A 17,851-nucleotide genomic window follows, 5' to 3' on the forward strand; every position below is an offset into this window, starting at 1 on the left:
GGTCAATAAGCAAGGGATCATAACTTAATTTCATTACTGGGCTGGTCAATCCCGCCCGGCGATGGAATCAGTGCACATCAACAATTTTTGATTCGTCCCAACCGGCTTTTACAAGCCGCGCAGTACATATTCAGCGGCATTTTGGATGGTGTTTCATCCGACGGCCGCATGAAGTCAGAGGAAAAGCATGGGCCTAACCTGCTATGACGTGATGGTACCGCCTGAGGTACAAAAGACCATTCTGCCGGATGAAAGCATCGCCACGGCGTTCAACATAATCAGGGGCAGCCGGGCGCGGTTTCTTCCCGTTGTGGCAGAAGACGGAACCTATGTCGGCGTTTTTACTGCGCCTACACTGCTGAAACTGATCCTGCCGAAGGCGGCGACAATTGGTTTGAACGATGATGCGTCGCGCGTACCGATTGAATCTCTGAGCTTCATGAACTTGACGCGGGATGATTTCGAACAACAGCTGGAGCGACTGAAAACCGAAACGGTACGCGACAACATGTCAAGGCCCTCGAACATTCCCGTTGCTGCACCAGATACGCCGGTGATGGAAGGTATCTTCCTGATCTACAAATACAAACGGCACGTGATCCTTGTTGAGCCCGAAACCAATCGTTTCGTCGGCACCGTAAGCGCCAACTCGCTTTTGGATCGCGCACTCAGCTAACCCTATACGAACCGGACTAAAACCTTGGCTACGCATTCGACGTCACACGGAGAGGCCGCTCTCTCTGTTCCACAACTATTGGGAATCGATCCGCTTTGGGTCGCGACCGGAATTCTGATTTTGGTGTACGCGGTACTGATCACAGAAAAGGTCAATCGCGCTATACTGGCTATGCTGGGCGCGTCCCTGATGGTCCTGTTTGGTATTATCAATCAGGAACAGGCCGTGGCCGGAGTGGACGCCAACACTCTGGCTCTGCTGATCGGCATGATGGTCATCGTTGGGATCACCAGCAAATGCGGATTGTTCCAATACGTGGCGATTAAGGCTGCAAAAGCGGTGAAAGCTAATCCAACCGGCATTCTGATCATGCTGACGCTGATCACGGCTGTGTTCTCGGCACTACTGGATAACGTGACAACAGTCCTGTTGATCGCGCCGATTACACTGCTGATCACCGAAGCACTGGAAACTCGGGTCTTCCCGTTTTTCATAGCCGAGATCCTGGCTTCAAACGTCGGCGGCACCGCCACCCTGATCGGTGACCCGCCCAATATCATCATTGGCTCGGCAGCGGGGCTGAGCTTTAATGAATTCGTGGTGAACCTCGCACCTATCTCGGCCATTTGTCTGGTTGTTCTGACCGGTATTATCTACCTGATGAACCGCAAGGAACTGGCCAGCATTCCGAAATCAGCCAGCGAACGGATCATGGGGTTCAACGAATCCGAGGCGGTCACCGATGTGGTCCTGATGATTAAATCCCTAGCCGTTTTGGCGCTGGTATTGCTGGGGTTCACGCTGGGGCACAGCTACGGTATTCAGCCTGGCACGTCGGCATTGGCCGGTGCGGGCCTGTTGATGCTGCTGGCTTATGGCCATCAAAGCGGTGAAGAACAATCCGAGTCGGTTCACCACATCTTTGGCGAAGTCGAATGGGTCACAATCTTTTTCTTCGGTGGGCTGTTCGTCATTGTTGCTGGCGTTGAGCATGTCGGGCTGCTGGCATTCTTTGGTGAAAAAGTTCTTGAGCTGACCCAGGGCGACATGATGTGGACCGCATTCTTCATCTTTTGGGCCTCCGGCATTTTGTCCGCAATCCTCGACAACATTCCTTTCGTGGCAACGATGATCCCCCTGATCGAGTCCACCGCAGACACGTTTGGCGGCAAGGACGCGATTGAACCTTTGTGGTGGTCGCTCGCGCTTGGGGCCTGTCTGGGCGGCAACGGTACACTGTTAGGGGCAAGCGCAAACCTGACGGTGGCCGCTTTTGCAGAAAAGGCCAAGCAGCCTATCGGCTTTATCGCCTTTGCGAAGATCGCGTTCCCGATCATGATCCTGACCCTGATGATCGCAAACGTGTACATCTGGCTGCGCTACTTCTGACCCTTTGGCCCTTTGAACCAAACGTTTTGCAGGTTCAAAGGGCGCCTGGTTCCGACAGGGCTGCCCCGACAAATGGAAATCACACGGCGTTGAGACACCAAATTAGGTTGTCTTTTCGGTCAATCCCCCCTAGTGACGGCCTCACCTCGGGGAGCACGGCCTGCCGCGCTGAGATGCTGATCAAGCGAACCCGTAGAACCTGAACCGGCTAGAACCGGCGGAGGGAAGGGTTTCGGTATCATCCATCCTTGCCCTCTCGCCGCAATGGAGGATGACATGAAACATCTGCTGATTGCTGCGGGAATTCTGAGTGCAACTTCGGCCATCGCCGCCGACAAGCCTCAGCTTACCGTTTACACCTATGACAGCTTTGTATCCGATTGGGGCCCCGGCCCGCAGGTCAAAGAAGCTTTTGAAGCGGTCTGCAACTGCGAGCTTAACCTTGTCGGAGTTGAGGATGGCGCCGCGCTGTTGTCGCGTGTTCGGCTTGAGGGTGAGAACTCCGATGCCGACGTCGTGCTTGGACTGGATACCAATCTGATAGCAGCGGCCCGAGAAACCGGCCTGTTTGCGCCCAGCTCTGTCACCGCTGATTTCGCACTGCCGATCAAGTGGACCGATGACACATTCACCCCGTATGACTGGGGCTATTTCGCCTTTGTTCACAAAGCGGACGCTACGGCTCCTGCCAACTTCCGGGATCTGGCCGACAGCGACACTAAGATCATCATCCAGGACCCTCGCTCATCCACCCCCGGTCTGGGCCTGCTGATGTGGGTCAAAGCGGCCTATGGTGATGATGCACCCGAAATCTGGGCTGGTCTTTCCGACAATATCGTGACGGTCACAAAAGGCTGGTCCGAAGCGTACGGCCTGTTCCTTGAGGGCGAGTCGGACATGGTTCTCAGCTACACGACATCTCCGGCCTATCATCTGATCGCCGAGGACGACGGCAGCAAGGCCGCGTCTGCTTTTGACGAGGGCAACTATCTGCAAGTTGAGGTTGCCGCAAAGCTGGCCGCAACAGATCAGGCCGAATTGGCGGATCAGTTTTTGCAGTTCATGGTCTCGGACGCGTTCCAGCAAATTATTCCGACAACCAACTGGATGTACCCGGCCGTAACCCCGGCAGAAGGCTTGCCTAAAGGGTTCGATACCCTGACAGTGCCTGCGAAGTCCCTGCTGTTTTCACCCGATGAAGCCGCCGCCGTGCGGGATCAGGCACTCGAAGAATGGCAGAACGCGCTCAGCCAGTAAGCCCATGGCCCGGTATCGGTGCCGCGGCCTTGGTCGCTGCACTGATCCTGGGCACGCTTGCGGCGGTTGCACTGCGCGCTGAAACCAGCGGCGGGTTCACACCCGCCGACTGGGCTGCGCTACGGTTCACGCTGACCCAAGCCTCGCTGTCAGCTTTGTTCAGCGTGGCGTTGGCCGTACCGGTTGCGCGGGCTTTGGCCCGCCGACGGTTCCCTGGTCGCCGTGCTTTGATCGCCCTTCTGGGCGCACCCTTCATCCTTCCGGTCATCGTTGCTATCCTCGGGCTGTTGCAAGTCTTCGGCCGATCAGGATGGATCTCGGATATTCTGGGCGTTTTCGGATTGCCGCCCATACGGATCTACGGCTTGCATGGTGTCGTGCTGGCACATGTGTTCTTCAACCTGCCGCTGGCCACCCGCCTTGTGTTGCAAGCCTGGCAGGAAATTCCCGCCGAACGGTTTCGTCTAGCGGCACAGCTGGGCTGCAACGGGCTGGCTATGTTTCGGCTGATCGAGATGCCTATGCTCAATCGGGCGCTGCCGGGGGTTTTAGCCGTCGTCTTCGCCATTTGCCTGACGAGTTTTGCAGTAGCCCTCACCCTGGGCGGAGGGCCACGAGCCACAACGATTGAGTTGGCGATCTATCAGGCTTTTACCTACGATTTCGACCTTGGCCGCGCCGCGCTGTTATCCGCCCTGCAACTCGCCCTGACGGCTGCAACCGCGCTGATAGCACTTAAGTTTTCACGCGGAGATGGTTTTGGAACTGGCCTTGATCGCGCACTGCGTCGCTGGGACGGAGGCGCGCCGGCAATAGACACGTTCTGGATAATCGCCGCGGCGGTATTTTTACTGTTACCTTTGGCGTCAGTTGTGATCTCGGGAATTGCTGGGTTTTTTAATATGCCCGCAATCGTGTTTCGCGCCGCGATGATCTCGATCCTGGTTGCTGCCGCAAGTACCGCAGTCATGCTTTTGCTTGCTTTGCCCATAGCCACTACAGTCGCGAACGGCCGGTACGGGCTAGTGGAACTCAGCGGTATTTTGGGTTTGGCTGCATCACCTCTTGTCATCGGAACAGGCCTGTTCATCCTGATCCGGCCTTTGGCAAACCCGGCGTCATTGGCACTGCCGGTCACTGCGTTGGTGAATGCGGTCATGGCGCTGCCCTTTGCGTTGCGCATTCTGATACCAGCAGCCCGAGACATTACCGCCAGGCACGGACGCCTTGCGCTTTCGCTGGATATGACGAAATGGACGTTCTTCACGCGCGTTTTGCTGCCGCGCATGCGTGCCCAGATCGGGTTCGCCGCTGGCCTAGGGGCGGCCCTTTCGATGGGGGATCTGGGTGTCATCGCGCTGTTCGCCGACCCACAGATCGCGACGCTGCCATTGCAAATCTACCGCCTGATGGGCGCTTATCAGATGCAGGCCGCGGCAGGCGGAGCATTGCTGCTGTTGCTACTTTCTATGGGCGCATTCTGGCTATTGGACCGAGGAGGACGCTGGCATGCTGAAGCTTGATGGCTGCGTGATTGAGAATGGGGACTTTACCCTCAGCGCCGATATTGAGATCAAGGCTGGCACCAGCGTTGCCATTATCGGCCCATCCGGGGCCGGTAAATCCACTCTGCTGGAAACCATCGCTGGATTTCGAGACCTGAAGCAGGGTCAGATTTTCTGGAATGGGCAACAGATTTCCAACCTGCTTCCGGGCAAGCGTCCGATGGCGATGCTGTTTCAGGATGGAAACCTGTTCCCCCATCTGACGGCCGAACAAAACATTGCTCTGGGCCTGCGCCCAAATGGACGGCTGTCGCAGGACGAGCAAACGCAGGTTCAGTCCGCTCTCGACCGGGTTGCGCTGCAAGGTTTGGGTGCGCGCAAACCCTCGGAACTGTCCGGAGGGCAACAAAGCAGGGTCGCCCTGGCCCGCGTGCTTGTGCAACGGCGCGAACTGTTGCTTTTGGACGAGCCCTTTGCAGCCCTTGGACCAGCCCTGAAAGCCGAGATGCTGGACTTGGTGGCCGAGCTGGTGGCCGAAGCTCAATCAACTTTGCTGATGGTCAGCCATGATCCGCAGGATGCACGCCGTATTGCCGATCAAACCATACTGGTTGCAGACGAGAATGTGCATGTACCGGCACGGACCGAAGAACTCTTTGAAAACCCGCCGCCAAGCCTGCGTGCCTATCTGGGCTAGCGCGATCCCGCCCCGAACGTCATCGAGGCGTTGAATAAGGTCGCCAAGCAAAATATCGTTCAAAGATGGTCAATGAAGACGAACACTTGGAGCGTCCCGGCATAGTCGACCCCGATGTCCTGCCGCATCGCAGCCCGCGGTCAAAGTTCAGAATCAAGATTTCCACACTTCTTGCGTTGGCCATCGGCGGGCTGGTGGCAATTTCGACAGGCGCGGTACTGTTCGTTTCAACTTTCGCCAATATTCGCAACACAACCGAATTGCTGAACACCTCGGCCACGATGATCATTGAATCGATCGAGGATGATATCTTCAGCCTGACGACTCCGATCGAAGAATTGGCGAAGGCTCTTCAGCAAGATGCGAGTACCGGTGATGTTGATTTAACCGATACAGATTTCCTGAAGGCCTATTTCAAGGGCGTTGCCGCCTCGGCGCCCTATCTTACTGATCTCGCCATCGTCTACCCTGACGGCAGCCTCTTCATCACAACCCACATTGCAAGCCAGGACGGACCATCCTTCGTATCAGCCACCGAACCGCCCGCAGCCGGTACACTTCGGTATCTGCAGGATGTCAAAAGTTATGACCAGCTATTCTGGAACGAGCCCTTCTTCGATCAGGGTAGAACACATATCTCTGCGGCCGTTCCTGCCTATAAGGAAGGCACGTTTCTGGGTGCTGTTCTGGTGTCTTCGACCGTGCATCATTTCTCGGACATTGTTGGTGAGCTGGGAAGCAAATTTGGCGCAACGGGTTTTATCCTCTATGGCAATAGCCGAGTATTGGCTCATCCCAAATTGCTGGAGCTTTCGGCAAGTGATCTGAATTCTGACACGCCCCTGCATTCGATCGCGGCACTTGATGACGCGGTCATCACACAAATGCTGATGCAGGCGCCTGAGTTTCATGGCATGGACGGCTCTTTTGACGGGTTTGTCGTCGAAGCCGACCAGGGCGGTCACTTGATCCTGACCATTACCGTCGACGATTTTGGATCGGAACCCTGGATTATCGGCCAGTATTCCCCGCTCAGCGATTGGAGCAATCAATGGACACGGCTGAGTGATGCTGCGTTTGTCAGTATCGGACTGCTGGTGGTTTCCGTCATCGCGGCACTGCTGCTGGCCAGAAGGTTGGCGGCACCGATCCACAGATCAACCGAAGAAGCCACCAAGGTCAGTGAGTTAAATTTAGATCAGATCGACTATCTTCCACCATCGCGCGTGGCGGAACTGAACCTTCAAGCATCGGCGTTTAACAAAATGCTCGACGGGTTACGCTGGTTTGAAACCTACCTACCCCGGACCCTAGTGCGGCAGTTGCTAAAGACCGGGGACCCCAATCTTGTCGAACCCCGTGAAGTCGAACTGACGGTCATGTTCGCAGATATCGTCGGCTTCACGCCTGCATCCGAAGCCATGACGCCGCAAGCCACTGCTACCATGCTCAACCGCCACTTTGAGATATTGAACCGTTGCATCGAGGCCGAGGGCGGAACACTCGACAAGTACATCGGCGACGCGGCGATGGCATTCTGGGGTGCACCGCAAGACCAGACAGATCATGCCGAGCGTGCCTGCCGGGTTGCATTGGCGATCAAGCGATCGCTGGCTGAAGCTGGGGTAGATTATGGTGTCAAAATTGCGGTTCACACCGGGCCATTGATCGTCGGCAATATCGGAGCCGCTGACAGGATGAACTATACTGTGATTGGCGATACCGTGAACACCTGCGCCCGGATCGAAACCTTGGTAGGTGACCTGCCGGGCGATGAGCAAACCAAAATCCTGATCAGCGATGCAACCGCGCATTTGATCGGTCCCTCCTTCCATCTGGTTCACTTTGGCGAATTCACAGTCAAAGGACGCTCGAAGAAAGTGAACGTCTACCGAATTGGTGATGCTGACAATTCACCCGAGAATTGGCAGCGATCAACTTAGCAGATTGAAACATTGGATACTCTGAAATCACCGATCAGATCACTCGGAACGCCGCAATTGCTTTGGAGTTTTGCCGTATTCGGCCTTGAACGTCTGGGCAAGCGTGGACGTCGAAGAGAAACCGCAGGCTATGGCTACATCAATGATTGGCATTTGCGAATTCGAGACCAGGGTAAACGCCTTTTTCAACCTGATTTTTCTATAAAATTTGCCAGGCGACGTACTCAGGTGCAGCATGAACTGGCGTTCGAGCTGCCGGGTGGATACGCCCACGCGACGGGCAAGGCTGGCCGTTGGCAAGGGGTTTTCCGTGTTTTCTTCCATGATACGGATCGCGTTTTGCAGCCGTTTTTCAAGGAAATTCGGGTTCGCACTTAGGCCTTTGGGTTGCTCTTGCGCGTGACCCCGAACGTCACTCAGCATCAGTTGACATGCCAGTTCGGCCCTGTCTTGGGGTTCAAGCACTTCTGCCAGAATGCCAATGATTGCTTCGGCTGTATGACCATGTCCCGCACAGGTCACTACCGTCCCATTTCGGGCGACAAGGCTGTCAGAAAGCGTCGGATAATCACCAATCTCACGCAGCAATCCAATATCGCGCCAATGCGCTGTGACCGGCCCTGACTGTTGGACTGTGGCCTTGATGTACTCGCGCGCCGCGTCCGAGAACAAAGCAACTGGTCGCTTATGCTTTTGCATTGCCCGTACGCGTCGCAACCAAGCGCCGGCGTCTCCCAATTGTCCGCCAACAACGCACAGGCAATCGCTCAGATACTGGTCAGCAATGGCGGGTTTTGCCCGCACAATCAGGTCTGAACTGCTGGACACCAGGCCGGGCGTGTCAGACGTGATCTGCCATCGAAAGAAATCACGGTTAAGAACATCGTTTGCAGTCTGCAAAACAGCAGTAATGGACGACAGCTCTAGGTAAGCAAACTCTGCCTGAACGAAAATCTCGAACGTTATCTGCTGTTCGATCTTTGATTTGTCTGTGGGTGCTAACATTCGACGAGATCTTATTGTTCTTTGCCAGCGCGATAACCTTTTCAGGACCCGGTCGGACCTTAGGGTAGCCGAACATCATTTGAGGAGGGTTTAGTTTGAACCGATCACGGAATTGAAAGCAAGGAACAAGTCCGCGCGCCCTTCCGCAAAGGTCATCGCAGCCGAACCTGTCTGGGCACAAAGACAAATGCCAAAGCGCGGGGTCAGATCGGCCCCACGCCAAAGCGCACTTGTTTTAGTATGACTTATGCCGCCGCAATTTGGCTGGCCTTTTCGACCAGTACTTCTGCCTGCCGGATCGAGGCATAGTCGATCAATCGCCCATCCAGTGACACAGCGCCTTTCCCGGATGCCTCGGCGTCGGCCATGGCAACGAGGATACGCTGCGCTTTGTTCACCTCGGCATCGGATGGGGACATGACCTCGTTAGCCAACGCAATCTGGCTGGGATGGATGGCCCATTTACCCTCGCAGCCCAAAACGGCTGCTCGCTTCGCCGCAGCCTTGTAGCCGTCAGGATCCTGGAAATCGCCAAAGGGTCCGTCGATCGGTCGAAGACCGTTTGCGCGTGCGGCAACAACCATTCGAGCCAAGGCATAGTGCCACATGTCGCCCCAATGGGTCAGACGGCCACCGTCTGCATCCGCATCTGTCAGAACCGAGTAATCCGGGTTTACGCCACCGATGATCGTCGTCCGGGCGCGTGTTGAGGCGGCGTAATCGGCTACCCCAAAATGCAGACTTTCATTTCGTTTTGACGCCGCAGCGATTTCACCGACATTCTGCATGCCCAATGCGGTTTCGATGATGTGCTCGAAACCGATCCGCTTCTTGTATCCCTTGGCATCCTCGATCTGAGTAACCAGCATATCGACAGCATAGACATCTGCCGCTGTTCCAACCTTGGGGATCATGATCAGGTCCAGACGCTCACCGGCCTGCTCGACCACATCGACCACGTCGCGATACATGTAATGTGTGTCCAGCCCGTTGATCCGGACTGACATGGTCTTGGCACCCCAATCAATATCATTCAGTGCCTCAATGATATTCTTACGCGCCTGTTCCTTTTCGTCCGGGGCAACCGCGTCTTCGAGGTCAAGAAAAATGACGTCCACATCCGATTTCGCAGCCTTTTCGAACATGCCGGGCTGGCTGCCCGGAACAGCAAGTTCGCTGCGGTTCAGGCGGGCGGGTGCCTGATCGATGGAATGAAAGCTCATGGTTTGGGTCCTTCGTGCTATAGTTCAGAATGCTTGGGGCAGGCCTCAGATCACGCGATCTCGGGGCGCACGGCCAGCAAAAAAGTCGTTGAGGTTATCGAGAACACGAAACCCCATCGCTTCGCGCGCTTCGCGTGTGGCGCTTCCCAGATGCGGCAGCATCACAAGGTTGTCACACTGCAACAGGTCCGGGCTGATGCGGGGTTCGCCATCGAAAACGTCCAGCGCCGCGCCGCCGATCATGTCGAACATCAAGGCTTGGATCAGTGCCCATTCGTCGATCACCTCACCGCGCGCGGTGTTGATCAGAAAGGCGTTGGGTTTCATCAGGCTTAACCTGCGAGAGTTGATCAGGTGCTTGTTCGCGACGCCACCAGGGCAATGCAACGAAACGAAGTCACACTGCGGCAACAGATCGTCTATCGCATCCACCTGAGTTGCGTTGCACCGGGCCAGAATGTCCGGTGCCACCTTGCTGCGGTTGTAGACAACGATATCCATCCCGAACCCGTGGTGGGCCCGGCGGGCCATCTCTTGTCCGATGCGGCCGTAGCCGATGATGCCCAGAGTTTTGCCACTGACCTTGGTGCCCACCAGATGTGTGGGCCGCCAACCGGTCCAGTTGCCCGAGCGCAACTCCCGCTCTCCCTCACCTGCGCGTCGTGCCACCATCAGTAGCAACGTCATCGCAATATCAGCAGTGCATTCGGACAGAACATCCGGCGTGTTTGTCACCGTCATACCCAATTCGCGGGCCGCGGGTTCGCAGATGTGGCTGTAGCCGACCCCGTAATTGGCGAGGATCTTGGTTTGCGCGCCAGACACATCCAAAGCTTCAGCATTCAGCGTGTCGGTGACAGTAGGCAAAACGGCGTCATATTGCTTTAACGCGTCGCGTATCTGAGACGGGGACAAAGGCTTGTCCCCGGTGTTGAGTACAGCGTCATAACTCTCGGCCAGCTGCGCCTCGACGGCAGCAGGCCAACGACGGGTTACAAGAACAGAGGGTTTAGCCATCACGCAGCCTTTCCCATGACGCGAGCGATGGTTTCGCCGATGACAGCGGGGTTTTCAGCGACCGTGACGCCCGCTGCCGACAGGATTTCGACTTTCTCGGACGCGCTTTCGCCAAAGGCCGAGATGATCGCGCCCGCGTGGCCCATGGTCCGGCCTTTGGGTGCGGTTAGACCTGCGACATAGGCCACGACAGGTTTGGTCACATGATCGCGGATGTACTCGGCAGCCTCCGCCTCCTGCGGGCCACCGATCTCGCCGATCATGGCGATGACTTCAGTGCTTTCGTCCTGCTCAAACCGTTCGAGGATATCGCGGAACGAGGATCCGTTGATTGGATCTCCCCCGATACCAACGCTGGTCGAAACGCCCAGCCCGCGTTCCTTGAGCTGGGCCGCCGCCTCGTACCCAAGCGTCCCCGAGCGGCCAATGATCCCGACATTGCCCGGCAGGTAGATATGTCCGGGCATGATCCCCAACAGCGCTTTACCTGGGCTGATTGTACCCGCGCAGTTTGGTCCGGTCAGCACCATGCGCTTTTCCTTGGGGTAACGGTACATGTAGCGTTTGACCCGGATCATGTCCTGCGCCGGGATGCCATCGGTGATGCACACGCAATAACGAATACCTGCGTCGGCAGCCTCCATAATAGAATCCGCAGCAAAAGGCGGGGGCACGAACACAAGGCTGGCATCTGCACCAGTGGCTTCGACTGCCTGTTTAACGGTGTCAAACACCGGCACGCCTTCAACGGTTTCGCCACCCTTGCCGGGGACAACACCACCAACGACATTGGTGCCGTATGCCAGCATGTCCTTGGTATGAAAGCGTGCCATGCGTCCGGTAATGCCCTGAACGATAACGCGCGAGTCTCGGTCGAGAAGAATGCTCATTACACAGCCCTCATCTTGGTGTTTTGGGACAGATCGTTGCGCCATGCGCCGACAGCGCGTTCTGCGGCCTCCATCAGTGTTGTTGCGCGAATGATGGGCAGGCCGGATTTGGCGAGGATTTTCTGCCCCTCTTCGACATTTGTACCGGCAAGGCGCACAACGACTGGAATATCGATCTCGATCTCGCGCAGCGCCTGCACGACGCCCTCGGCCACCCAGTCACAGCGGTTGATCCCGGCAAAAATGTTGACGAGCACCGCCTGAACATTGGTGTCCGACAAAACAAGACGAAATGCCTTGGCGACACGTTCAGGCGAAGCGCCGCCACCGATATCCAAGAAGTTCGCGGGCTCGCCCCCGGCCAGCTTAATGGTATCCATCGTGGCCATGGCCAAACCGGCACCGTTCACGATGCAGCCGATATTGCCTTCAAGGCCGACATAGGAAAGCCCACGATCCGCCGCGCGGCTTTCGCGCGGGTCTTCCTGGCTTTTGTCGCGCAATTCGGCGATCTGTGGATGTCGGAACAGGGCGTTGTCGTCAAAGCTCATCTTGGCATCCAATGCCAACACGCGGTCATCACCCGTGACAACCAGAGGGTTGATTTCGACCATAGTCGCATCAAGCTCGCTAAACGCCGCGTAACAACCTTGCAGCGTCCGCACCATTTGCTGAACCAGTCGCGGTTCAAGCCCAAGATTGAATGCGATCTCGCGCGCTTGGAACTCCTGTAGCCCGACAGCGGGCTCCACAATGGATCGCACAATGCTTTCGGGACGTTCCGCCGAGATGTCTTCGATCTCCATCCCGCCTTCAGACGAGGCAACGATCATCACCCGCTGGCTGGAGCGATCCAGCACGAAGCCCAAATAAATCTCACGATCAATCGGCACTGCGGATTCTACATAAACACGGTAGATACCCTTGCCTTCGGGCCCTGTCTGATGCGTCACCAGTTTGCGGCCAAACAGATCGTCACAGGCCTGGTAGATCTCGTTTTCGGTGTTGCACAGCTTTACACCACCTGCCTTACCTCGGCCGCCTGCATGGACCTGAGCTTTGACAATCCACTTGTCTCCGCCCAGTTCACGCGCGCGGTAGGCCGCTTGCTCAGGGCTGTAAGCCAAAGCGCCCGACGGCACGGCGACACCAAAATTCGAAAGAACCTCTTTCGCCTGATACTCATGAATATCCATCTGCAATCCTCCCGTTCATGCAGTGTGGTTAAGCCGCAATCGACGTGCCGTAGCGGCTTTCGAGCAGCGCCTCGATCTCTTCGAAATCGACGTGACCGCCCAGTTCCCGGATGGCTTCGGCAAAAAGGCGTACAATCCGGCTGACGGCTTGTCGGTTGAGCTGATTGAGGATGCCGATGCGAACCTGAACCGGCGCGCTGAGCGTCGGCCAGATACCGAACCCTCTTCCCCTGCAGTTCTGCACCAGTTCCATCTCGCGCCCGGCCAATTCAGGCGGCAGGTTGAGCACAACAAGGCTGGGCATGTCCGAGGTCACCTCGCATCCCATAGCAGTTACCGCGTCGCGCAGTACGCGTTCGTGGGTCTTGTATGATGCCGACCGTTTGGCCAGACCTTCCTGCAAGGTCAGGCGCAGGGATTCGTGGAAAGCGGCGACGGCGTATCCGGAGTGGGTTCTGTGATAGGTCCCTTTCTCAACATCCTGACCGTCTACAATGCCCCAATGGCGGGCTTCGAAAATCGGATTGTGCACATAGGTGTAGGCACCTGTGGTCTTGAGGGATTCGATAAAAGTGTCCGTAAAGCTGACCGGCGCATAAGTCAGAGGTAGGCAGCAAAGCCCCTTTTGCGGACATGACGCCCAACCGGCGATCCCCGGATAGTCATCGATCGAAAAGTCATCCGCGCCCAGCGAGGATACTGCGTCGATCAGGCCCATGACACCGTGACGCTCACACGCGTCCGAAAAACCGCGCAGGTCGTTGACGCGGCCAGATCCGGTTTCCCAATGCGCCATGAAAGCCCATTTGGGATTGTGCTCAGCCAACGCAGCCTCAGCTATTTCACCGGTCACTGGCTGACCATGCGGAACATCAATCACCGTGACACTTGCTGCCTGAGGGTCCAGCGGGTTGGCGGCGTGTTCCTCTGGTGTGGCTGCCTTGATCCGCAAGGTCAACGCGTCGATCCCGGAAAAGGTCCCGTTGGCAAAAGCCACGACCTTGTCACCAGGCATGACGGCAGAGAACATGGTGTCCAGTCCGCTCCAACCTGTCCCGGCGACGGCAAAGGTGTAGGCGTTTTGGGTGCCCCAGATCTGGCGAAGCATGTGCTTGCATTCAACCATGCCCCTGAGGACATCACCCTGCATGTGATCGGCCACACCAGCATTGGCAAAAGCCTGCAGAACACGTGCATCTGTATTGCCCGGCCCCGGACCGGCGGCCAAGGTCTCGGGGATCTCAAGCGGAGGGAAAATCTGAAATGTCATCGGTTGACGTCCTCGGCAGTGGAACGGGCACCTCGGCCCATTGGGTTACATTGGCTATCAGGAAACGCGGACTTGCGCGGCGACGCAACGTAACTTACTACTGCTTTAGGATGGCTAATCAGATGGGAAACTTCCTACCCATTTTGGTAAAAATACAATGGTATACTAAAAATCGGCCTATCCGTATGGGTGGTTTTTGAAGAAATTGGATGAAAATTAGATGGTTGAAACCTCAATGGCTCCGATTGACGTCATGCTGGCCGACAGCAATCCACTGGTCCTGTCAGCCATGTCAGAGATATTTGAACGCGACTCGCGATTCTCGCTTGTAGCGACTTCGGCTACGGCCGAGGGTTTTTTGGGGACAGTGATGCGGGTTCCGGTGAAGGTTGGGGTTATCGACTGGAATCTTCCCGTTTTGGGTGCTGCCAAACTGATCGAGGTGCTGCGCGAACAGGCCGATGCACCACGGTTCGTCGTTTACGGCGATACGTCCGGTGACGTTCCAAGGTTGGCAATGCAAGCCGGGGCCGCCGGGTTTGCTGCGCGATCTGGCGAGGTTGAAGGTCTGCTGAAAACCTGTGCAGACGTCGCAGCCGGCAAGATGGTTTTTCCCTTCATTGACGTTCGCAAAATGCAGCAAGACCCCATCCAAAGCCTGTCCCGCAAAGAGCGCGCCATTCTGGAGGCCCTGGCGCAAGGTATGTCCAACAGGGACTTGTCGAAAGAGCTTCAGATTTCCACCAACACGGTCAAATTCCACCTGTCCAACATCTATGAAAAACTGGCCGTAAAAAACCGAACCCAAGCAATCGCATATTACTACTCCTCTCAGCTGTCGCGCGACTAGACCGCGTATACCGTCGCGCTGGCCTATAGCGTTTCAAGTTGTGCGCTGCACGATAAAGGCGACGTAATGTGTGATCGCGGACGTCTAAACGTTTGTCTGGCAAGTTTTAGCAAATGGTTCTTTTGCCCCGAACGCATACTTCCCAATCTGGACAAAGCCAAAAAATATTGATTTTCGTGGTCTTTTGGCAAACACTGCTAACGTCAGTATTTTTTGTTAATTTAACGAGTGGAGGGAGCCAATGGTACATGGCTCAGTCGGCAATATTGGTGATCCTGATGTATTCGGTGACAAGCTCTTTTTCAAAGACACCGGATCATTCAAGGTAGACTTTGGCAAGCTTCCGTTTCTTCTGCACCACAATTTCGAAAACAGCGATCTTTTCTCGTTATCGCGGCTTGCTCGCGCGGCAGAGCAGTTGATCCAGAAAGGTCGGGGGCACAGGTTCTCGGCGCATAGGGCACAAGACAAAATCAACTCAGGTTGGGTTTCAATGCCGCGGGAAGAGCAAGTCGCCGCTGCCGTAGAATCCATCGGCGAACAAAACGCTTGGATGAAGATCACTGCCCTGAACGAGGCGGATCCCGCATATGTTGAGTTCTTGAATACGGCGATTGCCGAAATTGACGGTCTGTTGGACCACAATTTCAAGCAGGAAGTCACCCACGCGCAAATGACGGCTTTTATATCTTCTCCTGGCGTCGCGGCTCCATATCACATTGACCACGAAGAAAACTTCCTTTGCCAGATTTCCGGAGAAAAGGAGGTTTGCCTATACGACCCTTTGGACAGGGAAAACCTTCCGGATAAGGAAATCGAGGAATTCTATTTCGGAAACTACGATGCCGCGAAGTATCGCGATAACCTAAAATCTCGAGGTAAGATCTTTCAGCTTAAACCTGGTGTTGCCGTTCACCATCCGTCCCTTTCGGCGCATTGGGTGCGCAATGGCGATCAACCGTCAGTCAGCATCTCGCTTGTGTTCTGCACAAAAGAAATCGACAAGCGCGCTTACATCTATCAGAGCAACTACCTGCTCAGGAGGCTGGGACTGCCACAAAGTCCGCCGGGGCGCCATCCGTTCTGGGATGAAGTAAAGAAGAAGTCTATTCGCGCCGTATCCAAACCTCGTCCGACATCATTCCGGGAACTTATTTTCTCCGGGCCCGACAACATCAAAGCGCCAATCCGGTCCATTCAGAATATGTTCAAAAGCGTCAAATCCAATTAGCAACATGATCCATGTCGTGAATTGTTTCAATTTGTCGGCGAAGCAGCCATCCAACTGGACATGTGCATCAGTCGAAGCAATTGGATTTGCGGAAACCGAATGAAACAACTTTGCCTTTGTTGCCAGAGTGTCCTGTGCAGGCAGATTTGACAAAGGCTACGCCAACGGTGCGACGGTTTGAATCGGGGATGCGTGTCGGTTGTTCTTGTGACGCCTTCAGCCCACTGAATGTTCCGAAAAGCTTTTGTTTCGCAGTGCGTCGCGCAAGGATCCATCCAGCAAAAGAACCGCAGGAACGAAGAAAACCATCATGCTCAATCCAATTAGAACGAAGCGGACTAGATCGTGCGTATCCATGAAAAGGCCCAACTTGTCCGCCAAAAAAATCGGAATGCAAGACAAAGCAAGGGCTGGCAAAACCGCCCAGGATCTGGCCAGGATGAAACGCCACTGAATACCCGCATAGCGTTTCATGATGAGTGCGTTGATCAGAAAGGCAATGACGGATGACACCACCTCGGACAATGCAATGGCGGTTATGCCGAAAGAAGCAGCTGACAGGATTGCCCCAATCGTGATCGATGAATACACCGTCATAATCCACGGCAATTTCCGAACCTCTCCGGCAAGCGTTAAAATCGCGGCGCTTGCAGTACCACTGCATCGGATCAGGGCGGCAACAGCAAGGATACGCAGCACGGGCGTCGCAGGTTCCCAACCGGGCCCCAGAATTCCGGTCGTAAGCGTATCAGCCATGAGGAAGACACCGACGAACAGAGGAACCGCCCCATAATACAGAACGGGATAGAAGCGGAGCGCAAGTTCGCCAAATCCAGACGTATCCCCATATGAATCACGGCTGCGGCGGAAAAGGCTCCATGACAGGATACGGGTCGGCTCGCTTACAATTTCTTCAAACGCCGCAACAATACGCTGTGCCGCGCGGTAGTAACCGGCTGAGGTTGCACCCAAAAACCCACCAATGATCAGTGTTGCGGCATAGATACGAACGTTGACCACAAGGCGGGTCATTATGATCTTCCAAGAAAATGCCACAGAATCCGCAAGCGTTTCACGCTGCATCATCCTGGGTGTCGTTTTGCTTATGATAAGACCGCTGACGCTCAGGATAACGGCCCCGGAAAGACGGCCCCACGCCAGCGCCATCACACCAAACCCCTGATACAGAGCCCAAATCGCAACGATCAGGTTCGCAATGTCCGCCAAAAGTGTTGTCAGCGCTGCGACCGTCAAGCGGTCCTGCCTGACTAAAACACCATTGTATGCCGCTCCGATCGAAGTGAAGAACATACCAACTGACAAAACCTGAAGAAGCGGCTTGGCAATGGGATCAGAAACTATGCGCCCAATAGCGCTACCACCGACAACACCCATCGTCGCAATCATGAAACTGCACAAGATTGCTACAAAAAGAGTTTCGCGAATACGGGCCTCGGACCCGTGCCATTGCATGATGTACTCTGACCAACCTGCCATTGAAACTTGTGTCAGGATGACCACCACCGCCGCAGCCAACGCAAACACGCCAAACTCCGCCGGAGTCATGAGGCGTACGGCCACCATGAAAATCGCAAACTGCGTTAGCTGAGTGAAAATTCTGGAAACCGTGGTCCAAACCCCGCCACGCAACACGGTATCCCCTTTTTTGGTTGCCTCGGTCATTGGCACAACCTGCCTAGCA

At 55.6% G+C, this 17,851-nt stretch carries 15 protein-coding genes and 1 riboswitch; of the genes, 8 read left to right on the top strand and 7 right to left on the bottom strand.

Annotated features, from left to right (window positions below; translation table 11 throughout):
• Positions 1 to 187 precede the first annotated feature (187 nt).
• The 6 genes from GOW16_RS15135 (at position 188) to GOW16_RS15160 (ending at position 7,467) form a co-directional block, all read left to right on the top strand.
• Positions 188 to 676: a CBS domain-containing protein gene (locus tag GOW16_RS15135; RefSeq protein ID WP_170416443.1), complete on the top strand. Its 489-nt coding sequence runs from the start codon at positions 188 to 190 to the stop codon at positions 674 to 676.
• 24 nt (positions 677 to 700) lie between these two features.
• Positions 701 to 2,065, top strand: a complete 1,365-nt coding sequence (locus GOW16_RS15140; protein WP_170416445.1) for a sodium:proton antiporter — start codon at positions 701 to 703, stop codon at positions 2,063 to 2,065.
• Between the two features lie 137 nt (positions 2,066 to 2,202).
• Positions 2,203 to 2,308: riboswitch (TPP riboswitch) on the top strand.
• 33 nt (positions 2,309 to 2,341) lie between these two features.
• On the top strand, positions 2,342 to 3,322 hold the full coding sequence (thiB, locus tag GOW16_RS15145; protein WP_170416447.1) for a thiamine ABC transporter substrate binding subunit: 981 nt from the start codon (positions 2,342 to 2,344) through the stop codon (positions 3,320 to 3,322).
• Positions 3,298 to 4,845 (top strand): thiamine/thiamine pyrophosphate ABC transporter permease ThiP, encoded by a 1,548-nt coding sequence (locus GOW16_RS15150; RefSeq protein WP_170416449.1) that lies wholly within the window; start codon positions 3,298 to 3,300, stop codon positions 4,843 to 4,845. The genes thiB and GOW16_RS15150 overlap by 25 nt, the downstream gene beginning before the upstream one ends.
• Positions 4,832 to 5,524: a thiamine ABC transporter ATP-binding protein gene (locus GOW16_RS15155; protein ID WP_170416451.1), complete on the top strand. Its 693-nt coding sequence runs from the start codon at positions 4,832 to 4,834 to the stop codon at positions 5,522 to 5,524. Before GOW16_RS15150 ends, GOW16_RS15155 begins: the two co-directional genes overlap by 14 nt.
• Before the next feature lie 65 nt (positions 5,525 to 5,589).
• Positions 5,590 to 7,467, top strand: a complete 1,878-nt coding sequence (locus GOW16_RS15160; protein ID WP_170416453.1) for an adenylate/guanylate cyclase domain-containing protein — start codon at positions 5,590 to 5,592, stop codon at positions 7,465 to 7,467.
• A gap of 39 nt (positions 7,468 to 7,506) precedes the next feature.
• Here the strand turns inward: GOW16_RS15160 and GOW16_RS15165 are convergent, their stop codons facing one another.
• The 6 genes from GOW16_RS15165 to GOW16_RS15190 all read right to left on the bottom strand — a co-directional run bounded on the left by GOW16_RS15165 (position 7,507) and on the right by GOW16_RS15190 (position 14,068).
• Entirely contained in the window at positions 7,507 to 8,472 is a 966-nt protein-coding gene (locus GOW16_RS15165) for a GlxA family transcriptional regulator (RefSeq protein ID WP_170416455.1), read from the bottom strand.
• Between the two features lie 245 nt (positions 8,473 to 8,717).
• Positions 8,718 to 9,695 carry an HpcH/HpaI aldolase/citrate lyase family protein gene (locus GOW16_RS15170; protein ID WP_170416457.1) on the bottom strand — a complete coding sequence of 326 codons (978 nt, stop codon included), beginning with the start codon at positions 9,693 to 9,695 and terminating at the stop codon, positions 8,718 to 8,720.
• 45 nt (positions 9,696 to 9,740) lie between these two features.
• Positions 9,741 to 10,712 (bottom strand): 2-hydroxyacid dehydrogenase, encoded by a 972-nt coding sequence (locus GOW16_RS15175; protein WP_170416459.1) that lies wholly within the window; start codon positions 10,710 to 10,712, stop codon positions 9,741 to 9,743.
• Positions 10,712 to 11,602: a succinate--CoA ligase subunit alpha gene (sucD, locus tag GOW16_RS15180; RefSeq protein WP_170416461.1), complete on the bottom strand. Its 891-nt coding sequence runs from the start codon at positions 11,600 to 11,602 to the stop codon at positions 10,712 to 10,714. The genes GOW16_RS15175 and sucD overlap by 1 nt, the downstream gene beginning before the upstream one ends.
• Positions 11,602 to 12,798, bottom strand: a complete 1,197-nt coding sequence (locus GOW16_RS15185; RefSeq protein ID WP_170416463.1) for a malate--CoA ligase subunit beta — start codon at positions 12,796 to 12,798, stop codon at positions 11,602 to 11,604. Before GOW16_RS15185 ends, sucD begins: the two co-directional genes overlap by 1 nt.
• Before the next feature lie 28 nt (positions 12,799 to 12,826).
• The gene (locus tag GOW16_RS15190) at positions 12,827 to 14,068 is read right to left on the bottom strand and encodes an aminotransferase class V-fold PLP-dependent enzyme (protein ID WP_170416465.1); all 1,242 of its coding nucleotides are present in this window, start codon (positions 14,066 to 14,068) and stop codon (positions 12,827 to 12,829) included.
• A 220-nt stretch (positions 14,069 to 14,288) separates the two neighbouring features.
• Between GOW16_RS15190 and GOW16_RS15195 the strand changes: the two genes are divergently transcribed.
• A complete protein-coding gene (locus GOW16_RS15195; protein ID WP_254429799.1) occupies positions 14,289 to 14,918 on the top strand; it encodes a response regulator transcription factor in 630 nt (209 codons plus the stop codon).
• Positions 14,919 to 15,159: 241 nt separating this feature from the next.
• Positions 15,160 to 16,149 (top strand): cupin-like domain-containing protein, encoded by a 990-nt coding sequence (locus GOW16_RS15200; protein ID WP_170416467.1) that lies wholly within the window; start codon positions 15,160 to 15,162, stop codon positions 16,147 to 16,149.
• Between the two features lie 216 nt (positions 16,150 to 16,365).
• Here GOW16_RS15200 and GOW16_RS15205 read toward each other — a convergent pair whose 3' ends face one another.
• Positions 16,366 to 17,832, bottom strand: a complete 1,467-nt coding sequence (locus GOW16_RS15205) for an oligosaccharide flippase family protein (protein WP_170416469.1) — start codon at positions 17,830 to 17,832, stop codon at positions 16,366 to 16,368.
• Positions 17,833 to 17,851 lie beyond the last annotated feature (19 nt).

It is taken from the genome of Ruegeria atlantica (genome assembly GCF_013033965.1).
Lineage (GTDB): Bacteria > Pseudomonadota > Alphaproteobacteria > Rhodobacterales > Rhodobacteraceae > Ruegeria > Ruegeria atlantica_D.

Coding starts and splice junctions, on each gene's coding strand:
- GOW16_RS15135 (WP_170416443.1), top strand. CDS start 188: ATGGGCCTAACCTGCTATGACGTGATGGTACCGCCTGAGGTACAAAAG.
- thiB (WP_170416447.1), top strand. CDS start 2,342: ATGAAACATCTGCTGATTGCTGCGGGAATTCTGAGTGCAACTTCGGCC.
- GOW16_RS15150 (WP_170416449.1), top strand. CDS start 3,298: ATGGCAGAACGCGCTCAGCCAGTAAGCCCATGGCCCGGTATCGGTGCC.
- GOW16_RS15155 (WP_170416451.1), top strand. CDS start 4,832: ATGCTGAAGCTTGATGGCTGCGTGATTGAGAATGGGGACTTTACCCTC.
- GOW16_RS15160 (WP_170416453.1), top strand. CDS start 5,590: ATGGTCAATGAAGACGAACACTTGGAGCGTCCCGGCATAGTCGACCCC.
- GOW16_RS15165 (WP_170416455.1), bottom strand. CDS start 8,472: ATGTTAGCACCCACAGACAAATCAAAGATCGAACAGCAGATAACGTTC.
- GOW16_RS15170 (WP_170416457.1), bottom strand. CDS start 9,695: ATGAGCTTTCATTCCATCGATCAGGCACCCGCCCGCCTGAACCGCAGC.
- GOW16_RS15175 (WP_170416459.1), bottom strand. CDS start 10,712: ATGGCTAAACCCTCTGTTCTTGTAACCCGTCGTTGGCCTGCTGCCGTC.
- sucD (WP_170416461.1), bottom strand. CDS start 11,602: ATGAGCATTCTTCTCGACCGAGACTCGCGCGTTATCGTTCAGGGCATT.
- GOW16_RS15185 (WP_170416463.1), bottom strand. CDS start 12,798: ATGGATATTCATGAGTATCAGGCGAAAGAGGTTCTTTCGAATTTTGGT.
- GOW16_RS15190 (WP_170416465.1), bottom strand. CDS start 14,068: ATGACATTTCAGATTTTCCCTCCGCTTGAGATCCCCGAGACCTTGGCC.
- GOW16_RS15195 (WP_254429799.1), top strand. CDS start 14,289: ATGGTTGAAACCTCAATGGCTCCGATTGACGTCATGCTGGCCGACAGC.
- GOW16_RS15200 (WP_170416467.1), top strand. CDS start 15,160: ATGGTACATGGCTCAGTCGGCAATATTGGTGATCCTGATGTATTCGGT.
- GOW16_RS15205 (WP_170416469.1), bottom strand. CDS start 17,832: ATGACCGAGGCAACCAAAAAAGGGGATACCGTGTTGCGTGGCGGGGTT.